Origin of the sequence: Curvibacter sp. CHRR-16, assembly GCF_018474005.1 — a bacterium.
Classification (GTDB): Bacteria; Pseudomonadota; Gammaproteobacteria; order Burkholderiales; family Burkholderiaceae_C; genus Allorhodoferax.
The window spans coordinates 592,128-616,340 of record NZ_JAHCSH010000001.1 but is presented as its reverse complement, the minus strand read 5'-3'; the positions used below and the strand labels follow the sequence as shown (position 1 = coordinate 616,340).

The 24,213-nt window shown below is 60.2% G+C and carries 24 protein-coding genes; 14 read left to right on the top strand and 10 right to left on the bottom strand.

Features of this window, described 5'->3' with window-relative positions; genetic code table 11:
* Nucleotides 1-3: 3 nt before the first annotated feature.
* Nucleotides 4-1,098, bottom strand: a complete 1,095-nt coding sequence (locus KIK84_RS02925) for an efflux RND transporter periplasmic adaptor subunit (protein WP_214121463.1) — start codon at nt 1,096-1,098, stop codon at nt 4-6.
* Between the two features lie 132 nt (nt 1,099-1,230).
* On the opposite strand from KIK84_RS02925, the gene hpnC reads away from it, so the two are divergent.
* The 4 genes from hpnC (at nt 1,231) to KIK84_RS02905 (ending at nt 5,772) form a co-directional block, all read left to right on the top strand.
* On the top strand, nt 1,231-2,100 hold the full coding sequence (gene hpnC, locus KIK84_RS02920; protein WP_214121462.1) for a squalene synthase HpnC: 870 nt from the start codon (nt 1,231-1,233) through the stop codon (nt 2,098-2,100).
* A 24-nt stretch (nt 2,101-2,124) separates the two neighbouring features.
* A complete protein-coding gene (gene hpnD / locus KIK84_RS02915; RefSeq protein WP_214121461.1) occupies nt 2,125-2,964 on the top strand; it encodes a presqualene diphosphate synthase HpnD in 840 nt (279 codons plus the stop codon).
* Nucleotides 2,961-4,343, top strand: coding sequence for a hydroxysqualene dehydroxylase HpnE (gene hpnE, locus KIK84_RS02910; RefSeq protein ID WP_349815888.1), 1,383 nt, complete (start codon nt 2,961-2,963; stop codon nt 4,341-4,343). The genes hpnD and hpnE overlap by 4 nt, the downstream gene beginning before the upstream one ends.
* A 127-nt stretch (nt 4,344-4,470) precedes the next feature.
* Nucleotides 4,471-5,772 carry an HD-GYP domain-containing protein gene (locus KIK84_RS02905; RefSeq protein WP_214121460.1) on the top strand — a complete coding sequence of 434 codons (1,302 nt, stop codon included), beginning with the start codon at nt 4,471-4,473 and terminating at the stop codon, nt 5,770-5,772.
* Between the two features lie 36 nt (nt 5,773-5,808).
* On the opposite strand, the gene KIK84_RS02900 is transcribed toward KIK84_RS02905, so the two are convergent.
* Complete coding sequence (locus KIK84_RS02900) at nt 5,809-6,846, bottom strand: zinc-binding alcohol dehydrogenase family protein (RefSeq protein WP_214121459.1); 1,038 nt, start codon at nt 6,844-6,846, stop codon at nt 5,809-5,811.
* A gap of 91 nt (nt 6,847-6,937) precedes the next feature.
* Here KIK84_RS02900 and KIK84_RS02895 point away from each other — a divergent pair, with 91 nt between their 5' ends.
* From KIK84_RS02895 to KIK84_RS02870, 6 genes are read left to right on the top strand one after another with little or no spacing between them, the layout of a single operon-like run.
* Nucleotides 6,938-7,858 (top strand): LysR family transcriptional regulator, encoded by a 921-nt coding sequence (locus KIK84_RS02895; protein WP_214121458.1) that lies wholly within the window; start codon nt 6,938-6,940, stop codon nt 7,856-7,858.
* 13 nt (nt 7,859-7,871) lie between these two features.
* Nucleotides 7,872-10,298 carry a penicillin acylase family protein gene (locus tag KIK84_RS02890; protein ID WP_250207692.1) on the top strand — a complete coding sequence of 809 codons (2,427 nt, stop codon included), beginning with the start codon at nt 7,872-7,874 and terminating at the stop codon, nt 10,296-10,298.
* A 19-nt stretch (nt 10,299-10,317) separates the two neighbouring features.
* Nucleotides 10,318-11,409: a ferrochelatase gene (hemH, locus tag KIK84_RS02885; RefSeq protein ID WP_214121457.1), complete on the top strand. Its 1,092-nt coding sequence runs from the start codon at nt 10,318-10,320 to the stop codon at nt 11,407-11,409.
* Nucleotides 11,406-11,663, top strand: coding sequence for a SlyX family protein (locus KIK84_RS02880; RefSeq protein ID WP_214121456.1), 258 nt, complete (start codon nt 11,406-11,408; stop codon nt 11,661-11,663). Before hemH ends, KIK84_RS02880 begins: the two co-directional genes overlap by 4 nt.
* A 59-nt stretch (nt 11,664-11,722) precedes the next feature.
* Complete coding sequence (locus tag KIK84_RS02875; protein ID WP_214121455.1) at nt 11,723-12,907, top strand: fumarylacetoacetate hydrolase family protein; 1,185 nt, start codon at nt 11,723-11,725, stop codon at nt 12,905-12,907.
* A 10-nt stretch (nt 12,908-12,917) separates the two neighbouring features.
* Nucleotides 12,918-13,547, top strand: coding sequence for a LysE family translocator (locus KIK84_RS02870; protein WP_214121454.1), 630 nt, complete (start codon nt 12,918-12,920; stop codon nt 13,545-13,547).
* Nucleotides 13,548-13,569: 22 nt separating this feature from the next.
* On the opposite strand, the gene KIK84_RS02865 is transcribed toward KIK84_RS02870, so the two are convergent.
* The 3 genes from KIK84_RS02865 to ocd all read right to left on the bottom strand — a co-directional run bounded on the left by KIK84_RS02865 (nt 13,570) and on the right by ocd (nt 16,230).
* The gene (locus KIK84_RS02865) at nt 13,570-14,073 is read right to left on the bottom strand and encodes a DUF2059 domain-containing protein (protein ID WP_214121453.1); all 504 of its coding nucleotides are present in this window, start codon (nt 14,071-14,073) and stop codon (nt 13,570-13,572) included.
* Between the two features lie 142 nt (nt 14,074-14,215).
* Nucleotides 14,216-15,142 (bottom strand): arginase, encoded by a 927-nt coding sequence (gene rocF, locus KIK84_RS02860; RefSeq protein ID WP_214121452.1) that lies wholly within the window; start codon nt 15,140-15,142, stop codon nt 14,216-14,218.
* Entirely contained in the window at nt 15,139-16,230 is a 1,092-nt protein-coding gene (gene ocd / locus KIK84_RS02855; protein WP_214121594.1) for an ornithine cyclodeaminase, read from the bottom strand. The genes rocF and ocd overlap by 4 nt, the downstream gene beginning before the upstream one ends.
* A 130-nt stretch (nt 16,231-16,360) precedes the next feature.
* On the opposite strand from ocd, the gene KIK84_RS02850 reads away from it, so the two are divergent.
* Nucleotides 16,361-16,786, top strand: a complete 426-nt coding sequence (locus KIK84_RS02850; RefSeq protein WP_214121451.1) for an Lrp/AsnC family transcriptional regulator — start codon at nt 16,361-16,363, stop codon at nt 16,784-16,786.
* A gap of 4 nt (nt 16,787-16,790) precedes the next feature.
* On the opposite strand, the gene KIK84_RS02845 is transcribed toward KIK84_RS02850, so the two are convergent.
* The 3 genes from KIK84_RS02845 to KIK84_RS02835 are packed head-to-tail and all read right to left on the bottom strand — an operon-like array spanning nt 16,791 to nt 19,779.
* Complete coding sequence (locus KIK84_RS02845; RefSeq protein WP_214121450.1) at nt 16,791-18,302, bottom strand: tripartite tricarboxylate transporter permease; 1,512 nt, start codon at nt 18,300-18,302, stop codon at nt 16,791-16,793.
* Nucleotides 18,303-18,304: 2 nt separating this feature from the next.
* Nucleotides 18,305-18,802, bottom strand: coding sequence for a tripartite tricarboxylate transporter TctB family protein (locus tag KIK84_RS02840; protein WP_214121449.1), 498 nt, complete (start codon nt 18,800-18,802; stop codon nt 18,305-18,307).
* A gap of 14 nt (nt 18,803-18,816) precedes the next feature.
* Complete coding sequence (locus KIK84_RS02835; protein WP_214121448.1) at nt 18,817-19,779, bottom strand: Bug family tripartite tricarboxylate transporter substrate binding protein; 963 nt, start codon at nt 19,777-19,779, stop codon at nt 18,817-18,819.
* 41 nt (nt 19,780-19,820) lie between these two features.
* Here KIK84_RS02835 and KIK84_RS02830 point away from each other — a divergent pair, with 41 nt between their 5' ends.
* Entirely contained in the window at nt 19,821-20,600 is a 780-nt protein-coding gene (locus tag KIK84_RS02830) for a response regulator transcription factor (protein WP_502757532.1), read from the top strand.
* Nucleotides 20,597-22,072, top strand: coding sequence for a sensor histidine kinase (locus tag KIK84_RS02825; protein WP_214121447.1), 1,476 nt, complete (start codon nt 20,597-20,599; stop codon nt 22,070-22,072). The genes KIK84_RS02830 and KIK84_RS02825 overlap by 4 nt, the downstream gene beginning before the upstream one ends.
* Here the strand turns inward: KIK84_RS02825 and xseA are convergent.
* Complete coding sequence (gene xseA, locus KIK84_RS02820; protein ID WP_214121446.1) at nt 22,066-23,313, bottom strand: exodeoxyribonuclease VII large subunit; 1,248 nt, start codon at nt 23,311-23,313, stop codon at nt 22,066-22,068. The genes KIK84_RS02825 and xseA overlap by 7 nt on opposite strands.
* On the bottom strand, nt 23,307-23,603 hold the full coding sequence (locus KIK84_RS02815) for a hypothetical protein (RefSeq protein ID WP_214121445.1): 297 nt from the start codon (nt 23,601-23,603) through the stop codon (nt 23,307-23,309). Before KIK84_RS02815 ends, xseA begins: the two co-directional genes overlap by 7 nt.
* On the opposite strand from KIK84_RS02815, the gene KIK84_RS02810 reads away from it, so the two are divergent.
* Nucleotides 23,590-24,210, top strand: coding sequence for a MotA/TolQ/ExbB proton channel family protein (locus tag KIK84_RS02810; protein ID WP_214121444.1), 621 nt, complete (start codon nt 23,590-23,592; stop codon nt 24,208-24,210). The genes KIK84_RS02815 and KIK84_RS02810 overlap by 14 nt on opposite strands.
* The last annotated feature ends 3 nt before the right edge of the window (nt 24,211-24,213 follow it).

Genomic DNA, 24,213 nt, shown 5'->3' with positions numbered 1-24,213 from the left:
TCCTCAAGGCTTGCCGGACTCTTGGTAAATCGTCACTTTCTCACCTTCAGTCAGCACATGGACACCTGCAATAACAACTTGCTGACCAGGCTGCAGGCCCTCTTTGAGGACAACGCTATTGCCATCGGCTCCCTGCACTTGTACCGGTTTTTGGTGTACGGCCATGGTGCTCTTGTCCAGCACCCAGACCACTGTTTTTCCACCCGACTGCAGCAACGCACTGGTAGGCAGCTTGATCACTGCAGGCGCTGCTGCGTCCGCAGCCACAATAGGCATCACACTGGCTGTGGTACCCAAAGCCCAATTGGCTTGCGCAGGCAAAGTAGCACGCACGGTGAAGGTACGGGTCACGGAGTCAGCGCTAGCCGCTACTTCGCGCACAGTGGCCTTGACTTCATCGGTGCTATTCCACAGCTTGGCTGTCAGAGTGCTGCCAACACGTATACGACCAACCCAATCCTCTGGCACAGCAAACACCACCTCACGTGCTCCTTGCTGTGCCACTTGCACCACTGTCGCACCAGCGGCAACCACTTGACCAACCTCTACCGACACCAGCGTTACGACACCGGGTGCATCAGCAACCAATGTGGTGTAACCCACTTGATTGCTTTGACTGTTGAGTTGGGCTTTGGCCTGATCCCATGAAGCTTGCGCTGATTTGTAGGTGCCTTCGTGTTTATCCAACTCAGCACTGCTGATGAAATTTTGCGCACGCAGTTCGCGATAGCGCTTCAAATCTGCTAGTGCCAAATCCAAATTCACCTGCGCTGCTTGCAGCTGTGCTTTGGCAGCCTCGGTTTGCAGCTTGTAATCTTGCGGATCGAGTTGCGCTAGCACTTGGCCAGCCTGCACGGTTTGCCCCAGTTCGACGGCACGGCGTATCACCTTGCCTGCTACGCGAAAGCCCAAATTCGACTCCACACGCGCTCGCACTTCACCAGCGAATTCGCGCTGCGTCTGAATCTGGTCTGCCGCTACAGTGACAATTCGCACTGCTCGAACAGGTTCTGGCGCCACCTCCGTTTTGGAGCAGGCAGACAGCAGCACCACTACGGAGCAGGCTGCAGCAATCAAAAAGCCGGATTTGTATGTCATGGTTGAACTTCTCACGATGGGTCAAAAATATCGGTCGAACTTGCTGATGCAAATTAATGACTGACTGGTTAGTAATTATCCAGATGCTTGGCAGACTTGTCAAACGTTGCTTGTAAACAGGCACAATTCGCTATGCATGCAACACCGCCATCACGGGGAAAAACCCCCGGCATCGACCATTACGAAAACTTTCCTGTTGCCTCATGGTTGTGCCCAGCGCATTTGCGCCCCCCCATTGCAGCCATCTACCATTTTGCCCGTACCGCCGACGACTTGGCCGATGAAGGCAGTGCCAGTGCAGACGAGCGATTGAGCCAGTTGCAACACTACCGCGCCTGCCTGCTAAACGCCACTACCGCCAACCAAGCCCCAGGAAACTGGCCACGCGTGTTTGCCCACCTGCACCACGCCATCGCGCAGTGGCAGCTTCCCACTGAGCAACTGCACGCATTGCTCGATGCATTTGAGCAGGATATTCGCGTCACCGCCAGTGGAGTTCTTTATGCAAACGATGCCGCCGTGCTGGACTACTGCAGCCGCTCGGCCAACCCGATTGGGCGTTTGCTGCTGCACTTGTACGGCATACACGATAAAAAATCGCTTGCGCAAAGCGATGCTATTTGCACTGCCTTGCAGCTTATTAACTTTTGGCAAGACCTCAGCGTGGATCACGCCCGCAATCGCTGTTACTTGAGCATAGAGCGCCTGCAACAGCACCACATGCCCACCACGCTGGATGCACTCCATACCCTGAAAAACCATCCAAACGCTATCAATTTAATAGCAGACCTAGCAAGCTGGGCGCGCTCTAGCATGCAATTTGGTCAAAATTTGGTACACACCATCCCCGGTCGACTAGGCTGGGAATTGCGCCTCGTGGTGCAAGGCGGTCTGGCCGTGCTGCGCCAAGTGGAACACCTCGGCCCACGGGTACTGCAACAACGCCCTGTCCTGCGTCCCCTAGACTGGCTGGCAGTGGCCGCACGCAGCTTACAGATGTAGCCATCTGGATGTAACAATCCCCCCATGACCCCAGAACAATACGTACAAGACAAAGCCGCCGCCAGTGGCAGTAGCTTTTATTACGCTTTCCTGTTTTTGCCGCCTGAGCGACGTGCCGCCATCACCGCCTTCTACGCCTTTTGCCGTGAAGTAGACGACGTGGTGGACGAAGCCACCGACAGCGGCGTAGCCGCCACCAAACTCGCTTGGTGGCAGCGCGAAGTAGCCCAAAGCTACCAACAACAACCCAACCACCCCGTCATGCGCGCACTCATGCCGCACGCGGCCACCTTTGGCATAGAGCAAAAGCACCTGCAAGCCGTCATCCAAGGCTGCGAAATGGACTTGCAGCAAACCCGCTACCTCGACTACCCCAACCTGCGCCAATACTGCCACTTGGTAGCCGGCGTGGTGGGCGAAGTAGCCGCCCGCATTTTTGGCCAAACCAGTGATGCCACCACCGCCTACGCCCACACCCTAGGCCAAGCGCTGCAGCTGACCAACATCATCCGCGACGTAGGCGAAGATGCCATGCGCGGACGCATCTACCTGCCCGTGAACGAACTGCAGCAGTTCGATGTGAAAGCCCAAGAGCTGATGCAGCGCCAGTACTCCGACCGCTTTACCGCCCTCATGCGCTTTCAGGCCGAGCGCGCCCACCGCCTGTACGACGAAGCACTGGCCCTGCTGCCCGCCGCCGACCGCCGCGCCCAAAAACCCGGCCTCATGATGGCCAGCATCTACCGCGCCCTGCTGCGCGAGATAGAGCACGACAACTTCCAAGTGCTGCACCAACGCATCAGTCTCACCCCCGTGCGCAAACTGTGGCTGGCCTGGAAGGTGCAGGCGCTGGGCAGGTTGTGAAACCGCTCCCCCCCATCGCCATCATCGGCGCAGGCTGGGCGGGTTTGGCCTGCGCGGTGCAACTGGCGCAACGAGGCCATTCAGTTCAGGTATTTGAGGCGGCGCGCACGCCCGGTGGGCGCGCGCGTACCGTGCAACTGCATTTGCCTGATGGAAACCCTGTCGATGTGGACAACGGGCAGCACATCCTCATTGGTGCCTACCGCGACAGCCTGGCGCTGATGCAGCAGGTCGGAGTGGATGTGCAGCAGGCGCTCTTACGCACGGCCATGGACTTGCGCACGCCAGACGGCCATGGGCTGTGCCTGCCCCACTGGCCGCGCCCTTGGAATGCCCTGCCCCAGCAAGCCCATGTGCTAGCTGGTTTGCTGGGCTGCCGTGGCTGGACACTGGGCGACAAACTGGCACTGCTGCGCGCCTCGCTGCGCTGGCAGTGGATGGGATTCACCTGCCCGCCCACACAAACGGTGGCCGAACTGTGCTGCGACTTGCCCGCTGCGGTGCAAAGCAGCCTGATAGAACCGCTGTGCGTATCGGCCCTGAACACGCCCATGGTGCAAGCCAGCGCCAGCGTGTTTTTGCGCGTGCTGCAAGACGCGCTGTTTGGTGGCCGTGGTGGGGCTGACCTGCTGCTGCCCCGCGTGCCCCTGGGCCAGTTGCTGGCCGAACCTGCCTGCCACTGGCTACAAACACAGGGCCACCACGTGTACCTAGGGCAGCGCATTGGCAGCCTGCGGATGGCTGATGGCGATGCTGGTTGGCAGCTATTGCAGCCATCGGGACAGCCCATTGCACCACCCGATGGCCATGACTACTGGCCGCATGTGGCATTGGCCACTTCGGCAGCCAATTCGGCTGCAATGCTTGCTGCATGCGCTCAAGCAGCTACAAAAACCATAGCAAACACCCTGCATGCATGGCAACAGCAAGCGGCCGCGTTGCAATACCTGCCCATCGCCACGGTGTACACATGGAGCGCACACAGCCACTTGCCACGCCCCATGGTGGCGCTGCCCGCATTGCAGGCGGTACCCACTGACTCAGCAGGGACGGTACCCGCCCAGTTTGTGTTTGACCGTGGCCAGCTCGGTGGCCCGGCGGGCTTGCTGGCATGGGTCGTCAGCGCCTGTGGGCCCGATGCGGCCGCCACCGAGGCACTCGTGCTGCAGCAGGCCAGCACATTGCTGGGCCACCAGCCCCAAGTGCTGCAAACCATTGTGGAAAAACGCGCCACCTTTGCCTGCACACCCGCACTCAAACGCCCATCCAGCCGCATCGCTCCAGGCTTGTGGGCAGTGGGCGACTACGTAGAAGGCCCCTACCCGGCCACGCTAGAGGGTGCGGTGCGGTGCGGTTTTGAGTTAGCAAACAGCCTATAAACGCTAGCTTTTACCTTTTTTTACTACCGTCTTGTGTATTAACTGCCGTTAACTAAGGGGATCATTCGCCCCATAACGAAGGGGGAAACATCCCGGGGCAGACAACATCTTTCAGGCGAGGACACCCATGCAATCCAACGCAGTAGCCAAGGAAGAAGGCAACGCAACCAATCCGATTGCGCTCAACGCCATCATCAAGGCGGCGGAAAAATACACCATCGTGGCGTCCGAGGACATTGTGGACGTCACGGGCATGAAACTGTGGGCCAAGAACCAGCCCGTATCAGCCACCCTGCAGCAGCGCTTGTTAGAGCGCAAACTGAGCAAACCGTTAGAAGCCTGCCTGACCAGTGAGAACGGTGTGACGCTGTTCACCCTGAACGACGACTTTGAGCGCTTCATGGACAGCGGCAGTGCCTTGGCACGTGGGCTACAGCCGTGGGCATCCTTGCTGCAGCAACAGTTGCGCCAGCTCCCATTTCACTCGGTATCGCAGTTGATGCTGACCACGGCCCTGGCCAACCGCCCCAGCATGGTGGAGCATGCTGTGCATGCCATGGCCTTGGTGGGTGCCATGGTGAGCCGCACCACGCAAAGCAGCCATGAAATCCGCATAGCCATGTTGGCTGGTTTGTTGCACGACATTGGCGAGATCTACATCTCGCCCGAATACCTGGACACCGACAGCCACTTGGACGTGCTGGGCCACAAACACATGGTGGTGCACCCGCGCATCGCCCAAATGCTGTTGGTCACCACCACAGACTACCCTGAGCGCATCTCGCAAGCCATTGCCGAACACCACGAACGGCTCAATGGCTCGGGCTACCCAGCCCGACTGCAAAAAGACGACATATCCCCCCTAGGCCGCATGCTGGCCGTGACCGAAGTGACGCTGGGCATTGCGCGCCAGCATCCCGATGCGCTGACGCGCGCCAGCTTTGCCCTGCGCGTGCTGCCGGGCGAGTTTGACCTGCTACCCGTCGGCTTTATCAGCAATATGGCCCGTGAGCAAGCCGCGGCAGCCCACGCCGGCATGGACACCAAGCAAGCCAGCAACAGTCCGCAACTCAAAGACGAAATGCAAACTTTGCTGGAGACGGCCCAGCGCATCCGCGAGCAACTGATGGCCATGAGCAGTTCGTTGCGAGCCAAGGCGATTGTGGAAACCGCTTGCCAACGCATAGATCGCATGCAAATCGCTTGGAACTCCTTGGGCTGCTGGGGCTTGGAGCACGCCGCCATGACCGCCGCTGAGCAGTACGAGCAACAACTTGCAGGCTGGGAGCTCAAGCACCGCCTGTTTGAACTGGCCCGCGAGTCCATGCTCATGGCCGAAAAACTGGCGCTGCAAGAGCAGCTCATGCTCTCCCCGCTGTGGGCTTCGCTCGACTTGCCTGCCCCCAAGCTGGACACCGAGATCGCCTAAACCCGCAGGCCATGCCGCTGCGTGAGTAGCCTGCGGCTACCACTCCATGACGATCTTGCCGCGTGACTGCGCGCTCTCGATCAGTGCATGGGCACGGCGCAGGTTGGCATCGGTCACCGGGCCATAGTGCTCGGCCAAGGTGCTGCGCAGTACGCCTTGGTCTACCAGTGCAGACACCTGCTCCAGTATCTCGTGCTGGCGCTCCATGTCGTCGGTCTGGAACAGCGAGCGGGTGAACATGCTCTCCCAGTGCAGCGAAATGGACTTGCGCTTGAGCAACACGGCGTTGAGGCTGACCGGGTCATCAATCAAGGCGAACTTACCTTGTGGGCGAATCAGTTCCACCAGTTGCTCAAAGTACTGGTCGGTGTGGGTGATGCTGATGGCGTAGTCCACCTGTGCAATACCCAAAGCGGCTAGCTGTGGAGCCAAGGCTTGGCTGTGGTCAATCACATGCTCAGCCCCCAAGTCCAGCAGCCACTGGCGGGTTTCGGCGCGGGCAGCCGTTACCACCAAACGCACCGCCGTGAGCTGGCGCGCCAACTGCACCAAGATAGACCCCACCCCACCGCCAGCGCCGATGACCAGCAGGGTGGGTTGGCTGTTCGCTTGCCGTTCGGATTCGGGTGCTCCAGCAGCGGGTAATCGAGCAATCTGCAAACGGTCAAACAGCAGTTCCCACGCGGTCAGCGACGTCAGGGGCAGCGCCGCGGCTTGGGCGGCGCTCAAGCTAGCGGGTTTGTGGCCCACCACGCGCTCGTCCACCACTTGGTACTGGGCATAGGAGCCGGGCTTGTCGATTGCGCCAGCGTAAAACACCGCATCCCCCACCTTGAAATGGCGCACCTGCTCGCCCACGGCTTGCACGGTGCCCACGGCATCCCAGCCCAGCACGCGGGGCTGCTGGGTCGGCGCATTGCGGCGCACTTTGGTATCCACCGGGTTCACGGCAATGGCCTGTACCTGCACCAGCAAGTCACGCGGGCCAGGAGTGGGCATCGGCAGCTCGGTGGTGTAGAGCGACTGCGCATCGGCAATAGGTAAACCGTGCTGGGCATAGACGATAGCTTTCATGGAATGTCCTTTCTGTCGTGCGCAGTGTCGCCTTGCACAGGCATTGAAAAAAGGGGTTTGCAGGCGCAAGACTTTCCGCTTTAATTTGAAAATGCTTGCATTAGAAGACCTTGAATTTCTGTCCGTGGTTGCAAATGCCGCCAGCCTGTCCGAAGCGGCACGCTTGGTGGGCGTATCCCCCGCAGCGGCCAGCGCCAGTTTGCTGCGCATAGAAAAGCAGCTAGGCACCAAGCTGTTTGTGCGCACCACACGCAGCCTGCGCCCCACGCACGATGCGCTGGTGTTTCTGGAGCGCTGCCGCAGTGGGCTGGACATCATTGCCAGCGCCCGCAGCCAACTGCAAGCGGGACGCTACGAGCTGCAGGGGCGACTGCAACTGTCGCTGCCATCGGACCTAGGCCGTCACGTCGTATTGGCGTGGTTGGAAGACTTTCAGCAGCAATACCCCGGCGTCAACCTGCACCTGCAGTTCTCTGACCGCTTGGCCGAAGTGCACCGCAATCCCGTGGATGCCACCCTGCGCTACGGCGTGCCACCAGACTCCAGCTTGGTGGCGTTGCCCTTGGTTCCGAATAACCATCGCGTGGTGTGCGCAGCCCCCAGTTACTTGGCACGCCAAGGCCAGCCACGCACCCCGGCAGAACTGAGCGAGCACGACTGCCTGTGCTTCATGCTAGGCGACAAGGCACACGACCGCTGGCAGTTTTCCCAAGGCAAGCACACCCTCACGGTGGCGGTGCGCGCCCACATTCAGTGTGACGATGGCGATGCCGTGCGCCGCTTGGCTGTGCATGGGCGGGGTATTGCCTACAAGTCGATGCTCGATGTGTGGCCCGACCTGCAGGCTGGGCGCTTGCAAGCCCTGCTGCCCCAGTGGACGGGCGAAGCGGCCCCGCTGTACTTGGTGTGCCCTGACCGTGCCCACCTCAAACCCTTGCTCAAAACCCTGCATGCTTTTTTGCAATCCCGTTTCGCAGAGTTCGTGGCACAGCCCAGTACCATTGGTGCATAAGGAGACACAATCCATGAAATGGACGATACGCATACTGCTCACGCTCATACTGCTGCTGGCACTGCCCCTACTGGTAGCGGTAGCCATGGGAGGCTGGTTTGTGTACCAGCGCCTGCCCCTGCGCAGTGGCGTGGGCCACATTGACCAGCTTGCAGCCACTGTTCAGGTGCGCTATGACGAGCGCGGCGTACCCCACATCAAGGCACAAAACCAGTTCGACCTGTACAGGGCCTTGGGCTACGTGCATGCACAAGACCGCCTGTTCCAAATGGAGATGGTGCGCCGTCTGGGCAAAGGCGAACTGGCCGAAATACTAGGCCCCAAGCTGGTGGAGACGGACACCCTTTTCCGCACCATAGGCCTGCGTGAAAACGCCCGTCGCATGCTGGCGGCGGCTGACCCGCAAAGCGCATCGGCCCAGTACCTGCAAGCGTACGTAGATGGCATCAACCAATACCAAGACACGCACAAACCACCGCTGGAGTTCACGCTCATGGGCATAGAGCCCCAGCCTTTTACCGCCGAAGACGTGTACGTGGCCACCAACTACTTGGCCTACAACTTTGCCGCAGCCCTGCGCATCGAGCCGGTGATGACAGTGCTGCGCGACAAGTTGGGCACGGCTTACCTTCGGCCATTTGCCAACGAATGGAATAACCAAGGCGTGCTGCAAGACCCCAGCGCCGAAGGTAACGCCAGCGCCAAGCTTCAACCACGCGACTGGAAGGGCCTGATGCAACTCGCCACCCTGAGCCAGAGTGCCATGGACTTGGCACGCGTGCCCATGCTGGCCGGCTCCAACGGCTGGGCCGTGTCAGGTGCCCGCACAGCCAGCGGAAAACCCATTTTGGCGGGGGATCCGCACATTGGCTTTGCAGCGCCCTCTGTGTGGTACGAGGCCCATTTACAGGCCCCTGACTTTGAGATTTATGGCCACTTTGCCGCCCTGATGCCATGGGCTCTGCTGGGACACAACCAAGACTTTGGCTGGACGCTGACCATGTTCCAAAACGACGACATGGACTTGGTAGCCGAAAAGACCAACCCCGACAACCGCAACCAAGTCTGGAACCAAGGCCAGTGGGTGGATTTAAAGCAGCGCACCGAGGCCATCAACGTCAAGGGCGGTGAAACCGTGCAACTGACGGTGCGCCAATCACCGCACGGCCCCATCATCAGCGACTCCATGGGTGACAAGCTGGGCAGTGACCACAAAACCCCCATTGCCCTGTGGTGGACCAACTTGGCCACGGACAACCAGTCTATGGAGGCGTTTTTCGCCCTCAACCGCGCTGACACGCTGGCCAAAGCGCGGGCTGCCGCCAGCAAAGTGGGAGCACCGGGTGTCAACATCATTTGGGCCAATGCCAGTGGCGACATTGGCTGGTGGGCCGCCGCCAAGCTGCCGCAACGCCCCGCCGGAGTGAACCCCACTTTCATACTCGACGGTGGCAAGGGCGAGGCCGACAAGCCCGGCTACTACGCCTTTAGCTTCAACCCCCAAGAAGAAAACCCCCGGCGCGGCTACATCGTCTCGGCCAACCAGCAACCGCTGAGCGCCGTTCCCGTAGCTGGCAACTACAACGAACCGGATCGCGCTCGCACACTGGACAAATTTTTGTCCAACCCCGCGACGCGCTGGGACAGCCGCACCACACAAGGGCTGCAACTGCTCAACTCCACAGACTACTCCAAGCGGGTGCTGGGCCACTTGCTCCCGTTGATGCAAACGGCCATCACTGACAAGTCACAACAAGAGTTTGTGGAGCCCTTGCTCAAATGGGACGGGGACTTCACCCGCGACAGCATCGCCGCCACGCTGTACACCCAAATGCTGTACGAGCTGAGCGTAGCCATCTTCCACGACGAATTGGATGACGACCAGTTTGCCAATTTGCTGCGCCTGCGCAACTTCAACAGCAGCTTGGACAACGTGCTGGCTGACCCCAACTCGCCGTGGTGGGACAACGTAGAAACCAAGAACAAAGAGACCGCGCAAGACATAGTGGCCTTGGCTTGGAGCCGGACGCTGGCACACCTGAACAAGCTCTACGGCAGCAGTCTGCTGGAGTGGACTTGGGGCAAGAGCCACCTCCTCACCCACGGCCACCCACTCGGGCGCAAAAAGCCGCTGGACAAAATCTTTGACGTCGGCCCATTTGAAATGCCTGGCGGCAACGAAGTCCCCAACAACATGGCTTTCACCTTAAGTCCTGCGCCATGGAGGATCAACTACGGCCCCTCCACCCGCCGCGTGATCGACTTTGCCGATGCCAGCAAGGCCATGGGCATTAACCCCGTAGGCCAAAGCGGCGTGTGGCTGGACAAACACTACAACGACCAAGCCGACGCTTACGCCGCGGGCATGTACCAACCCATGTACCTGAAGGATGCGGACATCACAGCCCACACCGACAGCATCCTCACTTTGTCACCGTGACCCCAACCCCCTACCAACCATGACCGCCTCTTTGCTGGCCCCCCGCTTTGCCCCCGAACCCGCAGCCCCGCATGGACGCCATGCCCGCACCGGCTTGCTGCTGTGCAACTTGGGCACACCCGATGCCCCCACCCCCAGCGCCGTGCGGCGCTACCTGGCCGAGTTCTTGAGCGACCCGCGCGTGGTGGAGATTCCCAAGCCGCTGTGGTGGCTCATTCTGCACGGCATCATCCTGCGCGTGCGACCAGCTAAGTCCGCCGCCAAATACGCCAGCGTCTGGACAGAGCAAGGCTCACCGCTGCGGCTGTCCACCGAGCAGCAAGCGCAGGCGCTGCAACAACAACTGAGCGCTTGCGGGCACGACGTGGTGGTGCGCTACGCCATGCGCTACGGCCAGCCCTCCATCGCCAGCCAGCTCGATGCCCTCAAGATGGAGGGCTGCACCCGCATCCTGCTGCTGCCCGCCTACCCGCAGTACAGCGGCACCACCACCGGCAGCGTGGTCGATGCCGTGGCGCAATGGAGCCAACGCACCCGTACCGTGCCCGAGCTGCGCTGGATCAACCACTACCACGATGACCCCGGCTACATCGCCGCGCTGGCGGCCAGCGTGCAGGCTCACTGGCAGCAGCATGGGCGCGCGCACTTGGTCATGAGCTTTCATGGCGTGCCGCGCCGCACGCTGGAGTTGGGCGACCCCTACTACTGCGAATGCCGCAAAACCGCCCGCCTGCTGGCCCAAAGCCTGCAACTGGCCGATAGCGAGTACAGCGTCACCTTCCAGTCCCGCTTGGGCAGGGCCGAATGGCTGCAGCCCTACACCGAACCCACCGTCTGCCAACTGGCCGAGCAAGGCGTGCAGCGTGTGGACGTGATGTGCCCCGGCTTCTCGTGCGACTGCTTGGAAACGCTGGAAGAAATCAACATGGAAGTGCGCGAAGCATTCCTGCACCACGGCGGCAAGGAGTACCACTACATCCCCTGCCTCAACGCCGATGCGCAAGGCATGCAAGCCCTCACGCAACTGTGCCTGCAGCACCTGCAAGGCTGGCCCACCCAAGCGGGGGCGCAAGCCGCATTCAAGGGCCCCGCACCCACCACACCCGTATGAGTACCAGTACCGAACACACCCACACCCCAGCTACCGCCCTGCAAACGCTGGAAGAGCGCCTGACCGATCTGGAAATCAAAGCCGCCTACAGCGAACACACCATCGACCAGCTGGACAGCATCGTGGCGCGCCAACAAGAGCAAATTGACTGGCTCACCCGCGAGGTGGCCATGCTGCGCGGGCGCTTGCACGAAACCCTGTCCGAACCCCAGTCCGTGCGCAACCTGCACGAAGAAAGACCGCCACACTACTGACGCCGCCCACCCCACCCCGCTGCTGAAACCACCCTAAAAAACCCACGAGGAGACAAGCCATGACAGCAGACATAGCCCCCCCATTTGCCAGCGGCACATTCGTAGGCCGTGCCTGGTCCGACGCCGCAGGCGGCCCTATCGTTATCTGGGTGCACCAGCAGCAGGTGCTGGACGTGACCAGCCCCCAAGCCCCCACCATGCGCGACCTGCTGGAGATGGAGCAGCCCGCCGCTTGGCTGACCGCCCAAGCCAGTAAAGCTGCCAGTCCACCAATACTGGGCAGCGTGCAGGCCTTGCTGGATGGCCAACTGCCCGGCCTGCGCCTCTTGGCCCCGTGCGACCTGCAAGCCATCAAAGCCTGCGGCGTCACCTTTGCCCGCTCCATGGTGGAGCGCGTCATTGAAGAGCGCGCCGCAGGCAACGCCGCTGCCGCCCAAGCCATCCGCGAGCGCATAGCGGCCAGCATTGGCGAGAGCTTGCGCAATGTGCAAGCGGGTTCAGCGCAAGCGGCGCGCATCAAAGAAGCGCTGATACGCGAAGGCCTGTGGTCACAGTACCTAGAGGTAGGCATTGGCCCCGATGCGGAGGTGTTCACCAAAGCCCAAGCCATGTCCGCCGTGGGGCACGGCAGTTGGGTAGGCTTGCACCCCATTTCCACTTGGAACAACCCCGAACCCGAGATCGTGTTGGCCGTCAACAGCCAAGGCCGCGTGCAAGGCGCTGCGCTGGGCAACGACGTGAACCTGCGCGACGTGGAAGGCCGCTCTGCCCTACTGCTGGGCAAGGCCAAAGACAACAACGCATCGTGCGCCATCGGCCCGTTCATCCGCCTGTTTGACGAGACCTACACGCTGGACGACGTGCGCCAAGCCGAGTTGGCTTTGCACGTGCAGGGGCCTGACGGCTTTGTGCTCCATGGGCGCAGCAGCATGCGCGAGATCAGCCGCGACCCGCTCGATCTGGTAGCCCAAACACTGGGCGCGCACCACCAATACCCGGACGGACTGATGCTGTTCATGGGTACACTGTTTGCTCCAACCGAAGACCGCGATGTACCCGGCCAAGGCTTCACCCACAAGCTGGGCGATGTGGTCACCATCAGCAACCCGCAGCTGGGCAGCCTGCAAAACACCGTGCAACTGAGCACCAACTGCCCACCGTGGACTTTTGGCACCTCGCACCTGATGCGCAATTTGGCGCGCCGCGGTCTGTTGGTGGACGATTCAACCGCTGTACAGCAATAAGGAGTGCGCTATGGGCATGCAAACTTGGTGGGTATTCGTGATGATGACCTTTGTGGTGTCTGCCACGCCCGGCCCCAACATGCTGCTGGTCATGACCACCGCCGCGCAAAACGGCCTGCGCTACGCGCTGGCCTGCATGGCCGGGTGCATGACGGCACTTATCATCATGCTCAGCCTGTCCGCCGCTGGCTTGGGTGCGCTGCTGGAAGCGTGGCCCCGCGTGTTCGACGCCTTGCGCCTGGCCGGTGCGGCCTACTTGGCTTACCTAGGCATACAGGTGTGGCGCGCCCCGGTGACCGAAGGCGGTGCCCCTGCCGTGGCCCGTGAATGGAAAGGCCCCAACACCTTGATCAGCCAGTACCGCCGGGGTGTCATGGTAGCCGCCAGCAACCCCAAAGCCATCTTGTTTGCCGCCGCGTTCTTCCCCCAGTTCATCAACCCCCACGCCGCGCAACTACCCCAGTTCGCCATCTTGCTGGCCACGTTCTCGGTCATTGAAGTGGCTTGGTACTTTGTCTACGCCGCCAGCGGCCAGCAGCTCTCGCGCTTTTTGCAACGCACCAGCTTCATGCGCAACTTCAACCGCGCCACCGGCGGCGTGTTTGTGGGGTTTGCGGGGTTGATGGCGTTGAAGAGTTGAAAGAACCGAGGGAGAGAGAGATTTATTTGCTTGTGGAGAGCATGTCAGCCAAAAACTGTTTTTGGACTTTTTGCATTTTTTGACCCATCTCTGACGATATCTTTTGTACTTCCAGCAAAGTTTTTTGCGTCAAGAGTGGCATCTTTTCAACAAAGGCTTGCCCAGCTGGAGTTTTGTAAAACGCCACAATTCCAATGACCTCTTCTTCGCTTAGAGACTCTTTGTAAATGCGTAAATAAAGTGGTTCAAGCTGTTCCCAAGCAATTTCTTCTTGGACGATCGCAACCATTTTATTTTTCATATTGTCGATAGCCTGTTGTTGCTTTGCTGTTGGCACTTTCCCTTGCAGGGTCTGCTTAACGGCGTTGTCCATCATCGAGTCAACTTGAGCTCGTATTCCATTAACAAGTTTTTGTGCTTGCATAACAACCAGCAACTCTTTAACCGATTCATCAGTTGCAGGTGCCGCTATTGCAGCTGTCGAGCAAAGCAGAAGGGATACCACAGCACTTCGAAACATGTTCATTGAATTTCCTTTATTGCTGACAATGATTCATGTAAGTCTATTGCATGCGCTGATTACCAGCACAGCGTTGTTTACGCTTATGACATCGACTTAATCCTGCGGCTTAACGCCCAAAGTTGTCTTGGATTGCGGTGCTACCCACTCAAGCCCGCATCAGCGTGCTCTTACCAAACAGGGACTCGATCAAATCCACCGCCACTTGGGCGGTTTTGTTGCGTTCGTCCAGTGCGGGGTTCAGTTCCACCACATCTAAGCTGGCCAGCAGGCCGGTATCGGCAATCATTTCCATGCACAACTGCGCTTCGCGGTAAGTGGGGCCGCCGGGCACGGTGGTGCCTACGCCGGGGGCGAGGCTGGGGTCGAGAAAATCCACGTCAAAGCTGACGTGCAGGTGCGTGTCCACATCCAGCCCGGCCAAGGCTTGCTGCATGGCGCTGCGCATGCCCACTTCGTCGATGTAGCGCATGTCAAACACCTCCAACTGCTGGGCGTGCACAAAACGCTTTTCCCCCGCGTCCACACTGCGTATGCCGATCTGGCGCACGCAGGCCGTGTCGATGGCAGGTACATGTCCGCCCATTTGCACCAGCTCGGTCGGGCCAAAGCCGCACAGACAAGCCACGGGCATGCCATGGATGTTGCCGCTGGGGGTGAGTTCGGCGGTGTTGAAGTCGGCATGGGCGTCGAGCCACAGCACGCGCAGCTTGCGCCCCTGCAGGCGGCAGTGCTTGGCCACGGCGCTGATGGAGCCTATGCCCAGGCAGTGGTCGCCCCCCAGCAGCATGGGGAAGTGCCCGTCTTGCAAACTGGCGTACACCGCGTCGTGCACAGCTTGGTTCCACGCCACCACTTCGGGCAGGTGGCGGTAGCCGTCTTCGGGTGCTTGCCAAGGGTTGGCGGGGCCGTTCAGGTTGCCACTATCGTGCACCTGCAGGCCGTGCTGCTGCAAGGCCTGCGCCAAACCCGCTACGCGCAGGGCTTCAGGCCCCATACTGGCCCCGCGAGCCCCAGCACCTATGTCGGTGGGGGCGCCAATCAAGCGGATGCTGGTGTAAGGGGAAATGGTCATACATCGAACTCCAACTCGGTTTCTGGGGTTGCCACGCGGCGTCCCACAGCCTGTGCGGGACGAATGAGGCTAAACAGATCCTTCGGATCGGGCAAGCTCGGCACAAGGGCCAGCGTTTGACCCATACCGAGCTCCTTGGACAAGTCGCGCAGCAGGCACAGCGCCGAGTAGTCTTCCAGCGCAAAGCCTACCGAGTCGAAGAAGGTGATTTCGTTCTCTGCTGAGCGCCCTGCGGCGTCGCCGCGCAGCACGCGCCACAGTTCCGTCACAGCGAAGTCGGCCGGCATGTGTTGCAGGTCGCCTTCGATGCGGGTCTGGGGTTCGTACTGCACGAAGCAGCTTGAAGCCCGCAGCACATCGGGGTGGATTTCGGTTTTGCCGGGGCAATCGCCACCGACGCCGTTGATGTGCATGCCGGGTTCCAGCATGTCGGCACTCAGGATCACGGCATTGGTCTTGTCGGCCGTGACGGTGGTCACGATGTCGGCACCGCGCACGGCCTCAGCCGTGCTGTTGCACACCACGAAACGCAGGCCGGTGTGGGCCAGGTTGTCCATGAGCTTTCTCGTCGCAGCGGGGTCGATGTCGAACAGGCGGATTTCTTCAATGCCGTTGAGGTAGTGGAAGGCCAGGGCCTGGAACTCTCCCTGCGCACCGTTGCCGATAAGGGCCATGGTTTTGCTGTTGGGACGGGCCAGCGCGCGGGCAGCCACGGCCGACATGGCGGCCGTGCGCAGTGCCGTGGTCAGGGTCAGCTCGGTCAGCAGTTCGGGCGCACCGGTGTCGACGTCGGCCAGCACGCCGAAGGCCATGACGGTGGGCAGGCCGTCTTTGGTGTTCTTGGGGTGACCGTTGACGTACTTGAAGGTGTAGGTGGTGTCGTCGGCAATGGGCATGAGTTCAATCACGCCCTCGGCGGAATGGGCTGCCACGCGCGCCACCTTGTCGAAGGTCTCCCAACGCTGGTAATCGTCGTCGATGCGCTGGGCCAAACGCTCGAGCACCGTGCGGATGCCGACGCGGCCGACGATGGCGGCGACGTCCTGAACGCTGAGGAATTGGGTGCTGACGATGGTGGTGTTGTGCATGGTTTGCCCCCGAGTAATCAAGCTTGAGGGCTAGTGTCAGCAAACACCAAGTTAAAGTGAATCGCCAACTTTGCTTGCTTTTCGTCAAAAATTTGACAAAACGGCAACCCATATTGCCAAATTGACAGCCATGGACAAGATCGACCAAGAACTCATTGCCCTGCTGCGCAAGGATGCACGCACCAGCGTGGCCACTTTGGCAACCAAGCTGGGCGTGTCCCGGGGCACTGTCACCAACCGCATCCAACGGCTCGAAGACAGCGGCACTATCGTGGGCTACACCGTGCGCTTGCGTCCCGATGCCCAGCCCAACGAAATCCATGCTTGGATGAGCGTGGCCGTGGAGGGCAATGAAACCCGCGCCGTGATCGCCAGCCTGCTGGGCGAACCCGGTGTGGCGACCCTGCACGATACCAATGGACGCTGGGACTTGCTGGCTGAATTACGCGCCACCAACTTGGCTGAACTGTCCAAGGTGCTGGAGCGCATCCGCTTGATTCGCGGCATCAGCAGCACCGAAACCAGCATCCATCTCGAAACCTACCGCCTGTCATGAGTGGTCAAGCCAGTGGCTGCATACCGGTTCGGTTGCGGTACCACTTGGCGGCACGGGGCAGCACCAGCACCACCATGACGACGAGCAGGATCGCAAAAGATGCCGGGCGCTGCAAAAAGATCAGGGCACTGCCCTCGCCCAGCGAAATGGCATTGCGCAACTGGGCCTCGGCCAAGGGGCCCAAAATCATGCCCACGATGACGGGTGCTGTGGGGAAACCGTAGCGACGCATGAGCAAACCCAGCAGGCCCACGGCGTAGAGCAGGAACAGGTCAAACGCGCTCTGGCGCATGCCGTAAGTGCCCACGGTGGCAAATATCAAGATGCCGGCATAGAGCTGGGGTTTGGGTACTTTGAGCAGCTTGACCCACAAGCCCACCAGCGGCAGGTTGAGCACCAGCAGCATGACGTTGCCAATGAACAGAGAGGCAATGAGTGCCCATACCAAAGCCGAGGAGGTGCCAAACAACTGCGGGCCGGGCTGGATACCGTAGTTCTGGAATGCGCCCAGCAACACAGCCGTGGTGTTGGACACCGGGATGCCCAAGGTCAGCAGCGGGATCAGCGCGGTTGTCACCGTGGCATTGTTGGCCGATTCGGGGCCTGCTACGCCTTCGATGGCACCTTTGCCGCCGAACTCGGCCAGGTTGTCACCTTTGGCCAGTTTTTTCTCGGTGGCGTAGCTCAGGAAAGTAGGAATCTCGGTGCCGCCAGCGGGGATACAGCCAAATGGCGCACCAATGGCCGCGCCACGCAACCATGCGGGCCAAGAGCGCTTCCAGTCCGAGCGCGTCATGGTCACGCGGCTCATGGTGTTTTGGCTCTCCACCACCTTGCCCTCAAACAAAACCGCATGCAGCGCCTCTGCCACGGCAAACAAGCCCACCGCAACGAGCACGATTTCTACACCGTCTAGCAACTCTGGCTTGCCCAGGGTATAGCGTGCTTGACCGGATATTTGGTCCATACCCACCAAGCCAATGGCTAAACCCAAGAACAGCGCTGTTAGACCGCGCAACGTGCTTTGACCCAGCACGGCGCTCACCGTAGTGAATGCCAGCAGCATGAGGCAGAAATACTCGGGCGGGCCGAGTTTGACCGCCAGATCGGCCACCACAGGGGCAAACATGACTACCACCACCGTGGCGATGGTGCCTGCCACAAAGGAGCCAATGGCCGCCGTGGCCAAGGCCGCACCAGCGCGGCCGCTCTTGGCCATCTTGTTGCCTTCCATGGCGGTGACCATGCTGGCCGTTTCGCCGGGGGTGTTGAGCAAAATGGAGGTGGTGGAGCCACCGTACATAGCGCCGTAGTAAATACCCGAGAAAAAAATCATCGATGCTGTCACGTCCACCTTGGAGGTGATGGGCAGCAGCATGGCCACGGCAGTGGCCGGGCCAATACCGGGCAGCACCCCCACTGCGGTGCCCAAAGCGCAACCGAACAGCGCCCACAGCAAGTTAATGGGCGTTGCGGCATGCGCAAAGCCCGTGAACAATTGGTTCCAAATATCCATCATCACAGCCACCCCGTGCTAGTGAGTCCTGGCAGGCTAATGGCCAAGAATTTCGTAAACATCCAATACACCGGCGCGCTGATGAGCAGGCCCAGCACCACATCAACCACCCAGCTGCGCATCCCCCCTGCTGGTTCGCCTTGGGCCATGCGCATACCACGGGCAGCGCACACAAAGGCCAAGGTACAACTCAGGATGAAGCCGATGGTGGTGATGAGCGCTGCGTTGAGCAATACGCCAGCAGACATCCATGCAAAGCCCAGCCAGTACGGTGGTGGCGCATCGGCCTCTACTTCTTCCATGACGCGAAAGCCAGTGGTTTGGGCATGCCACACCAGCAGCACGCCACATACGCCCAGCACCAAGGCGACCAGCCACGGCAAAAAGTCAGGGCCGACACCACCATACCCAGCGTCAGACGGGATGTCCCACGCCCCTATCGCCCAAGTCAGGGCAACCGCCAAGACCCCCACGCCAATGAGGGTCTGGCGGGTCTTCATAGACCCGAACGCCATCAGACCATCCCCGCCAAGTGCATGATGCCGCGCAAGCTGGAAAACTCGTTATCCACGAAATCAGCAAAGGCTTTGCCGGTCAACACCGAGGGAGTCCAGCCGTTTTTCTCTAACGACTCCGTCCAAGACTTGGATTTGGTGGCCTTGACCACCAAATCAGTCAAGGCATCGCGCTGCTGGGGCGTGATGTCCGGAGCAGCGTACACCGCACGCCAGTTACCCAGCACCACATCAAAGCCCTGCTCCTTCAGGGTAGGTACATTGGGCAAATCGGGCAGGCGCTTTTCCGATGTGACACCGATGGGGCGCATCTTGCCTGCCGTGATGTACTCGGCAAACTCGCTGTAGCCGCTGCCGCCTACGCTGACGTTGCCACCCAAAATAGCCGCAGTCGCCTCACCGCCGCCACGGAAGGCCACGTAGTTCACCTTCTTGGGATCCACCCCGGTTTTGGTAGCCAACATACAAGCGCAAATGTGCTCGGTAGAGCCACGTGAGCCACCGCCCCACTTGACACTGGCAGGGTCTTTTTGCATTTGGGCGACCACATCCTTCATGGTTTTAAAGGGAGAGTCGGCTGGCACCACAAACACGTTGAACTCGCTGGTGATGCGGGCAATCGGTGTGGCTTTTTCCAGCGAAATAACAGGCTTGCCTGTGATGATGCCACCCAGCATCACGGCACCGGTAATCATCAGCGCATTGGGATCGCCCTTGCTAGCGTTGACGAACTGGGCCAAACCAATCACACCTGCCGCACCGCCTTTGTTTTCGTATTGGACGCTGTCAGCCAACTTGGCATCAAGCAGGGCTTTGCCCAAGGCGCGGCCTGTGGTGTCCCAACCGCCACCGGGGTTGGCTGGAATCATCATCTTGAGGTTGGCGCCAGCGCGGGCGCTCAATGGCAAGGTGCCAGCGGCCGCCATGGCCAACATGGACTTGAGGAATGCATCACGGCGCATAACAGTGTCTCCTTACTTGTGACGGATTGCTAGTGCGGCCTATGATGCAAAGCCAGCCTGTCATTTGGCTGTCCAAATTCCTCGGTATTTACCCCATGCATCTGCTGCTCATTGAAGACGATCCCGCCATGCAACTATCCCTGCAGCGCAGCCTTGAACGTGCCGGCATGCACGTCAGCCTGTGCAGCGATGGGCTGCAAGCCCTGCCCACTTGGCAAGCGCAGCAACCCGACGTGGTGGCACTGGACTTGAGCCTGCCGGGACAAGATGGTTTGCAAGTGCTGCAACAAGCGCGCAAAGCTGGTTTAGGCACTCCGGTGCTGATACTGACCGCCCGCGGCACGGTGGGTGACAAGGTGCTTGGCCTGAACGCAGGGGCGGACGACTACCTGGCCAAACCGTTTGATCTGCACGAACTGGAAGCCCGTCTGCGCGCCCTGCACCGCCGCCAAACCCAGCTACCTGCTAACCACAGCCCCACCCACGCGCAAGAAAGCGTGCTTGGGCGCTTGCGCCTAGACCACAGCAGCGGGGCCGCCTATTTGGGCCAGCAGGTACTGGAGCTGCCACCGCGCGAACTGCTGATGCTGCAAGCCCTGATGAGCCGCCCCGGCCAAGCCGTGGCCAAAGAAAAACTGGTCGAAACCGTGTTTGCCAACGATCCCAGCGTGCAAAGCGAAGCCATCGAGGTGGTGGCCTACCGCCTGCGCAAACGCTTGGCAGACTGGGGAGCACAAACCACGGGCGTGGAACTGGTCACGCTGCGCGGTTTAGGTTACTTGCTGCGCACCAACCAAGCCACACGCAGCCCTGCACCATGAACACCTTGCAACGTTTCACCAGCCTGTCTCTGCGCAGCAGGCTGTTGCTGGGAATTTTGCTACCCATTGTGGTGTTTGTAGGCTTGGACACTTACTTTCTGTACAGCCAAGCCCTCGCTGCGGTGAACCAAGCCTACGACCGTACCTTGCTGGCATCGGCCAAAGCCATTGGTGAACGCCTGCAAATCATGGGCCATGGCGAGACCATGCGCCTCAAAGCGGAAGTACCTTATGCAGCGCTAGAGGCTTTTGAGGCCGACAACCGCACCCGCATGGTGTACCAAATTACCGATACCCAAGGTCATTGGGTTGATGGCATCAATGACCTGCCCCGCTGGACAGGCAAACTCCCCAACCAAGGGCCTTACGCCGCGTTGGTGGACTTTTACGATGACCGTCTGCGTGGCGAAGACGTGCGCGTAGCCGTGCTGCTGCAACCCGTGGCCACTGGGCATGAGCGCACCATGGCCACTGTGCAAGTGGCTGAAACCCTGCAGCTACGCCGTACGCTGGCGCGCGACATACTGCTCAATACCCTGCGCCGACAGACGCTGTTGGTAGCGGTCATCACGCTGGTTGTGCTGATCGTGGTGCAGCGTGTGACGCGACCCATACGCCACTTAGGGCGGCATGTGGCACAACGCCAACCAGAGGATCTCACCCCCCTACCGGATACACAACTGCCGCCTGATCTGCGCCCTCTAAGCAGCGCCACCAACCAAGTCATGGCACGTTTGCAGCAGTTGGTAGACAACCAAAAGCGCTTTGTCCGCGATGCTGCCCACCAACTGCGAACTCCTTTGGCGGTGCTGAAAATCCAAGTTCAATCGGCCCTGCGTGGCGATGTGCCACCCCAGCAAGCCCTGCTGGAAATGCAAGACACCGTGAACCGCGCCACCACACTGGCCAACCAAATGCTGTCGGTGGCCAAAGTGGAACAACTGCGCCAGCAACAGGACTTTGCCCCCGTGGCTTGGGATGAAGCCGTGCGCGAAGTGGCGTTGGATGTGGCCCCGCTGATGGCAGACAAGCAGTTGGACTTTGAGCTGGACTGCGTAGCCGCACCCAACCAGCCAGCTAGTTACCACGTGCTGGCGCACCGTTGGATGCTGCAAGAACTGACCCGCAACCTGCTGCACAACGCCATACGCCACAGCCCTGTAGGGGGGCGCTTGATCGTGCAGTTGGCACAGCAAGCACACCCCCATACCGGTGAACTGGGTATAGCCTTGTGCATAGCCGACTGCGGCAGCGGTCTGAGCCGAGAAGCGCAAGAGCGCTTGTTCCAGCCCTTTGGCACCAGCCATTCGGCTGGCAGTGGGTCAGGTCTGGGGCTGACGATTTGCCACAACATCACCCAAGCACTGGGTGGCCATATCCGCTTGAGCAACCGTGACTTGGGTACGAGCGACCGATCCGACTTGCCCGCCCACGGCGTGGATGCCGTGGTGTGGTTGCCGCTCAGTCAGTGAGCATCGACACGCACCACCGTCAGAGCGGCGCTGCCATCGTGCAAAGTGGCGCGCACCGATTGGCCGTTGTGCAGCTGCTCCACGCTGGTCAATGCTGGGCCTGCCTGTGCCGCATCGTCTTGGCTCAACCAGGCGTAGCCGCGCTGCAGCACCAGCTTGGGGTCGAGCAATTGCAAGCGCAAAGCCGCTTGGTCTAGCGCCACTTGGGCACGCTGCAGACGCTGTCCTTTGGCATGTAGCAAGCGGGTGTGCAGGGTTTGCAACTGGTGGCGCATGCGCTCCACACGGGCCGTGGGTCGCCCCAAACGCAGTGCCAATTGGTCCAACCGCTGGTTGTGCTGCTCTTGCCAGCGCTGCAAGGCGGTCTGCAAGCGTTCGTGGGTTTGCTCGGCCAAAGCCAGCAACTGCTCTTGGGCAGGGGAAATAATTTCCGCCGCCGCTGTGGGCGTGGGTGCGCGCACATCGGCCACAAAGTCGGCAATCGAAAAATCCGTCTCATGCCCCACCCCGCACACCACGGGCACTGGACTGGCAGCGATACAGCGTGCCAAGCCTTCGTCATTGAAGGCCCACAAATCTTCCAAAGAACCGCCGCCGCGCACCAACAAAATGGCATCCAAGGCGTGGCCAGCATCGTCCGTCAAGTCATACAGGCTGTGCAATGCCGCAACCAGCTCGGCTGGCGCGGTCTCGCCCTGCACGCTGGCAGGGGCCAGCACCACACGCACATGGGGCGCACGGCGCTGCAAGGCCGTGGCTACGTCGTGCAACGCTGCTGCACCCAAGGAGGTGACCAAGCCAATCCTGCGCGGCACCGCAGGCAGACGGCGTTTGCGCTCGGCATCGAACAGCCCTTCGGCCTGCAACGCTTCCTTGAGGCGCAAGAAGCGCTCGAACAAGTCACCCTGCCCTTGCTGGCTCATGTCTTCCACAATGAGTTGCAAATCGCCCCGGGGCGCGTACAGGTCCACCCGCGCCGTCAACTCCACCAGCATGCCGTCGCGCGGCGCAAAGCGCAGGCTAGAAGCGTGGCGTTTGAACATGGCACAGCGCATTTGGGCGTTGTCGTCTTTGATGGAAAAGTAGCAGTGACCGCTGGCCGCACGGGTAAAACCGCTGATCTCGCCCTGCACCCGCACGGGGTTGAGTTCGGCCTGCAAACGGTCCGCAATAAAACGACACAAGGCCGAAACCTGCCATGGGCGTGGGCTGGGCGCTACAGAATTGGAAGCAATCAACATAGACCAGTCATCCACACCCAAGTGTTTCCAGTCGCACAATAGGGGTTACTCGCAATAGAACCCTCAAAAAATCCCCAAGCACTTGATTTCATTGATTTTTTTTCACCACCACCATGAAGATAGTTGTCAACATTGAGTACAAAATCGGGATTTACGCAGGAAAAAAAGAACTTACACACAAAGTTATCCACAGAAAATGAACGCCTGTGCAAAACTGGCAACAGATCGGTGCTGCCATAATCGTCAGCCATTGTTAGCTTGATCGGAGTGATTACCTTGTTGTCCATCATACAAGCCGCTGGTTGGCCCATCTGGTTGCTCATCGTTTGTTCTATTCTGGCCTTGGCCATCATTCTGGAACGCTTCATCAGTCTCAAAACATCCAAAGTCGCGCCGCCCAAACTGCTGCGAGAAGTGCTGGAAGTGAGCCGCAATGGCCTGCCCAATGCGGACGTGATTCAGCAGTTGTCGAAAAACTCCGCTTTGGGACAGGTACTGGCCAGCGGTCTGAGTGCCGCGCATGGCGCACGTGGCCAGCACGAAGAGGTACAAGCCGCGATGGAAGCCTCGGGCCGCCAAGTCACCCAGCGGCTGGAGCAATACCTCACCGCTTTGGGCACCATCGCCTCGGCAGCCCCGCTCATGGGTCTGTTTGGCACCGTGGTGGGGATGATCGAAATTTTCGGTTCACAAGCCCCCGGCTCAGGCGGTGGCAATCCCGCCCAACTGGCCCACGGTATCTCTATCGCCCTGTACAACACCGCATTTGGTTTGGTGGTGGCTATTCCTTCGCTGATTTTTTGGCGCTATTTCCGCACCCGTGTCGATGCCTATGTGCTGACGCTGGAATTGGCCGCCGAAGAATTGGCACGCCACCTGAAAAAACTGCGCGCCTGAGCG

Excerpts from the sequence above, each read along its gene's own strand:
- KIK84_RS02925 (WP_214121463.1), bottom strand. The coding sequence starts at position 1,098 with ATGACATACAAATCCGGCTTTTTGATTGCTGCAGCCTGCTCCGTAGTG.
- hpnC (WP_214121462.1), top strand. The coding sequence starts at position 1,231 with ATGCATGCAACACCGCCATCACGGGGAAAAACCCCCGGCATCGACCAT.
- hpnD (WP_214121461.1), top strand. The coding sequence starts at position 2,125 with ATGACCCCAGAACAATACGTACAAGACAAAGCCGCCGCCAGTGGCAGT.
- KIK84_RS02905 (WP_214121460.1), top strand. The coding sequence starts at position 4,471 with ATGCAATCCAACGCAGTAGCCAAGGAAGAAGGCAACGCAACCAATCCG.
- KIK84_RS02900 (WP_214121459.1), bottom strand. The coding sequence starts at position 6,846 with ATGAAAGCTATCGTCTATGCCCAGCACGGTTTACCTATTGCCGATGCG.
- KIK84_RS02895 (WP_214121458.1), top strand. The coding sequence starts at position 6,938 with ATGCTTGCATTAGAAGACCTTGAATTTCTGTCCGTGGTTGCAAATGCC.
- KIK84_RS02890 (WP_250207692.1), top strand. The coding sequence starts at position 7,872 with ATGAAATGGACGATACGCATACTGCTCACGCTCATACTGCTGCTGGCA.
- hemH (WP_214121457.1), top strand. The coding sequence starts at position 10,318 with ATGACCGCCTCTTTGCTGGCCCCCCGCTTTGCCCCCGAACCCGCAGCC.
- KIK84_RS02880 (WP_214121456.1), top strand. The coding sequence starts at position 11,406 with ATGAGTACCAGTACCGAACACACCCACACCCCAGCTACCGCCCTGCAA.
- KIK84_RS02875 (WP_214121455.1), top strand. The coding sequence starts at position 11,723 with ATGACAGCAGACATAGCCCCCCCATTTGCCAGCGGCACATTCGTAGGC.
- KIK84_RS02870 (WP_214121454.1), top strand. The coding sequence starts at position 12,918 with ATGGGCATGCAAACTTGGTGGGTATTCGTGATGATGACCTTTGTGGTG.
- KIK84_RS02865 (WP_214121453.1), bottom strand. The coding sequence starts at position 14,073 with ATGAACATGTTTCGAAGTGCTGTGGTATCCCTTCTGCTTTGCTCGACA.
- rocF (WP_214121452.1), bottom strand. The coding sequence starts at position 15,142 with ATGACCATTTCCCCTTACACCAGCATCCGCTTGATTGGCGCCCCCACC.
- ocd (WP_214121594.1), bottom strand. The coding sequence starts at position 16,230 with ATGCACAACACCACCATCGTCAGCACCCAATTCCTCAGCGTTCAGGAC.
- KIK84_RS02850 (WP_214121451.1), top strand. The coding sequence starts at position 16,361 with ATGGACAAGATCGACCAAGAACTCATTGCCCTGCTGCGCAAGGATGCA.
- KIK84_RS02845 (WP_214121450.1), bottom strand. The coding sequence starts at position 18,302 with ATGGATATTTGGAACCAATTGTTCACGGGCTTTGCGCATGCCGCAACG.
- KIK84_RS02840 (WP_214121449.1), bottom strand. The coding sequence starts at position 18,802 with ATGAAGACCCGCCAGACCCTCATTGGCGTGGGGGTCTTGGCGGTTGCC.
- KIK84_RS02835 (WP_214121448.1), bottom strand. The coding sequence starts at position 19,779 with ATGCGCCGTGATGCATTCCTCAAGTCCATGTTGGCCATGGCGGCCGCT.
- KIK84_RS02830 (WP_502757532.1), top strand. The coding sequence starts at position 19,821 with ATGATGCAAAGCCAGCCTGTCATTTGGCTGTCCAAATTCCTCGGTATT.
- KIK84_RS02825 (WP_214121447.1), top strand. The coding sequence starts at position 20,597 with ATGAACACCTTGCAACGTTTCACCAGCCTGTCTCTGCGCAGCAGGCTG.
- xseA (WP_214121446.1), bottom strand. The coding sequence starts at position 23,313 with ATGTTGATTGCTTCCAATTCTGTAGCGCCCAGCCCACGCCCATGGCAG.
- KIK84_RS02815 (WP_214121445.1), bottom strand. The coding sequence starts at position 23,603 with ATGATGGACAACAAGGTAATCACTCCGATCAAGCTAACAATGGCTGAC.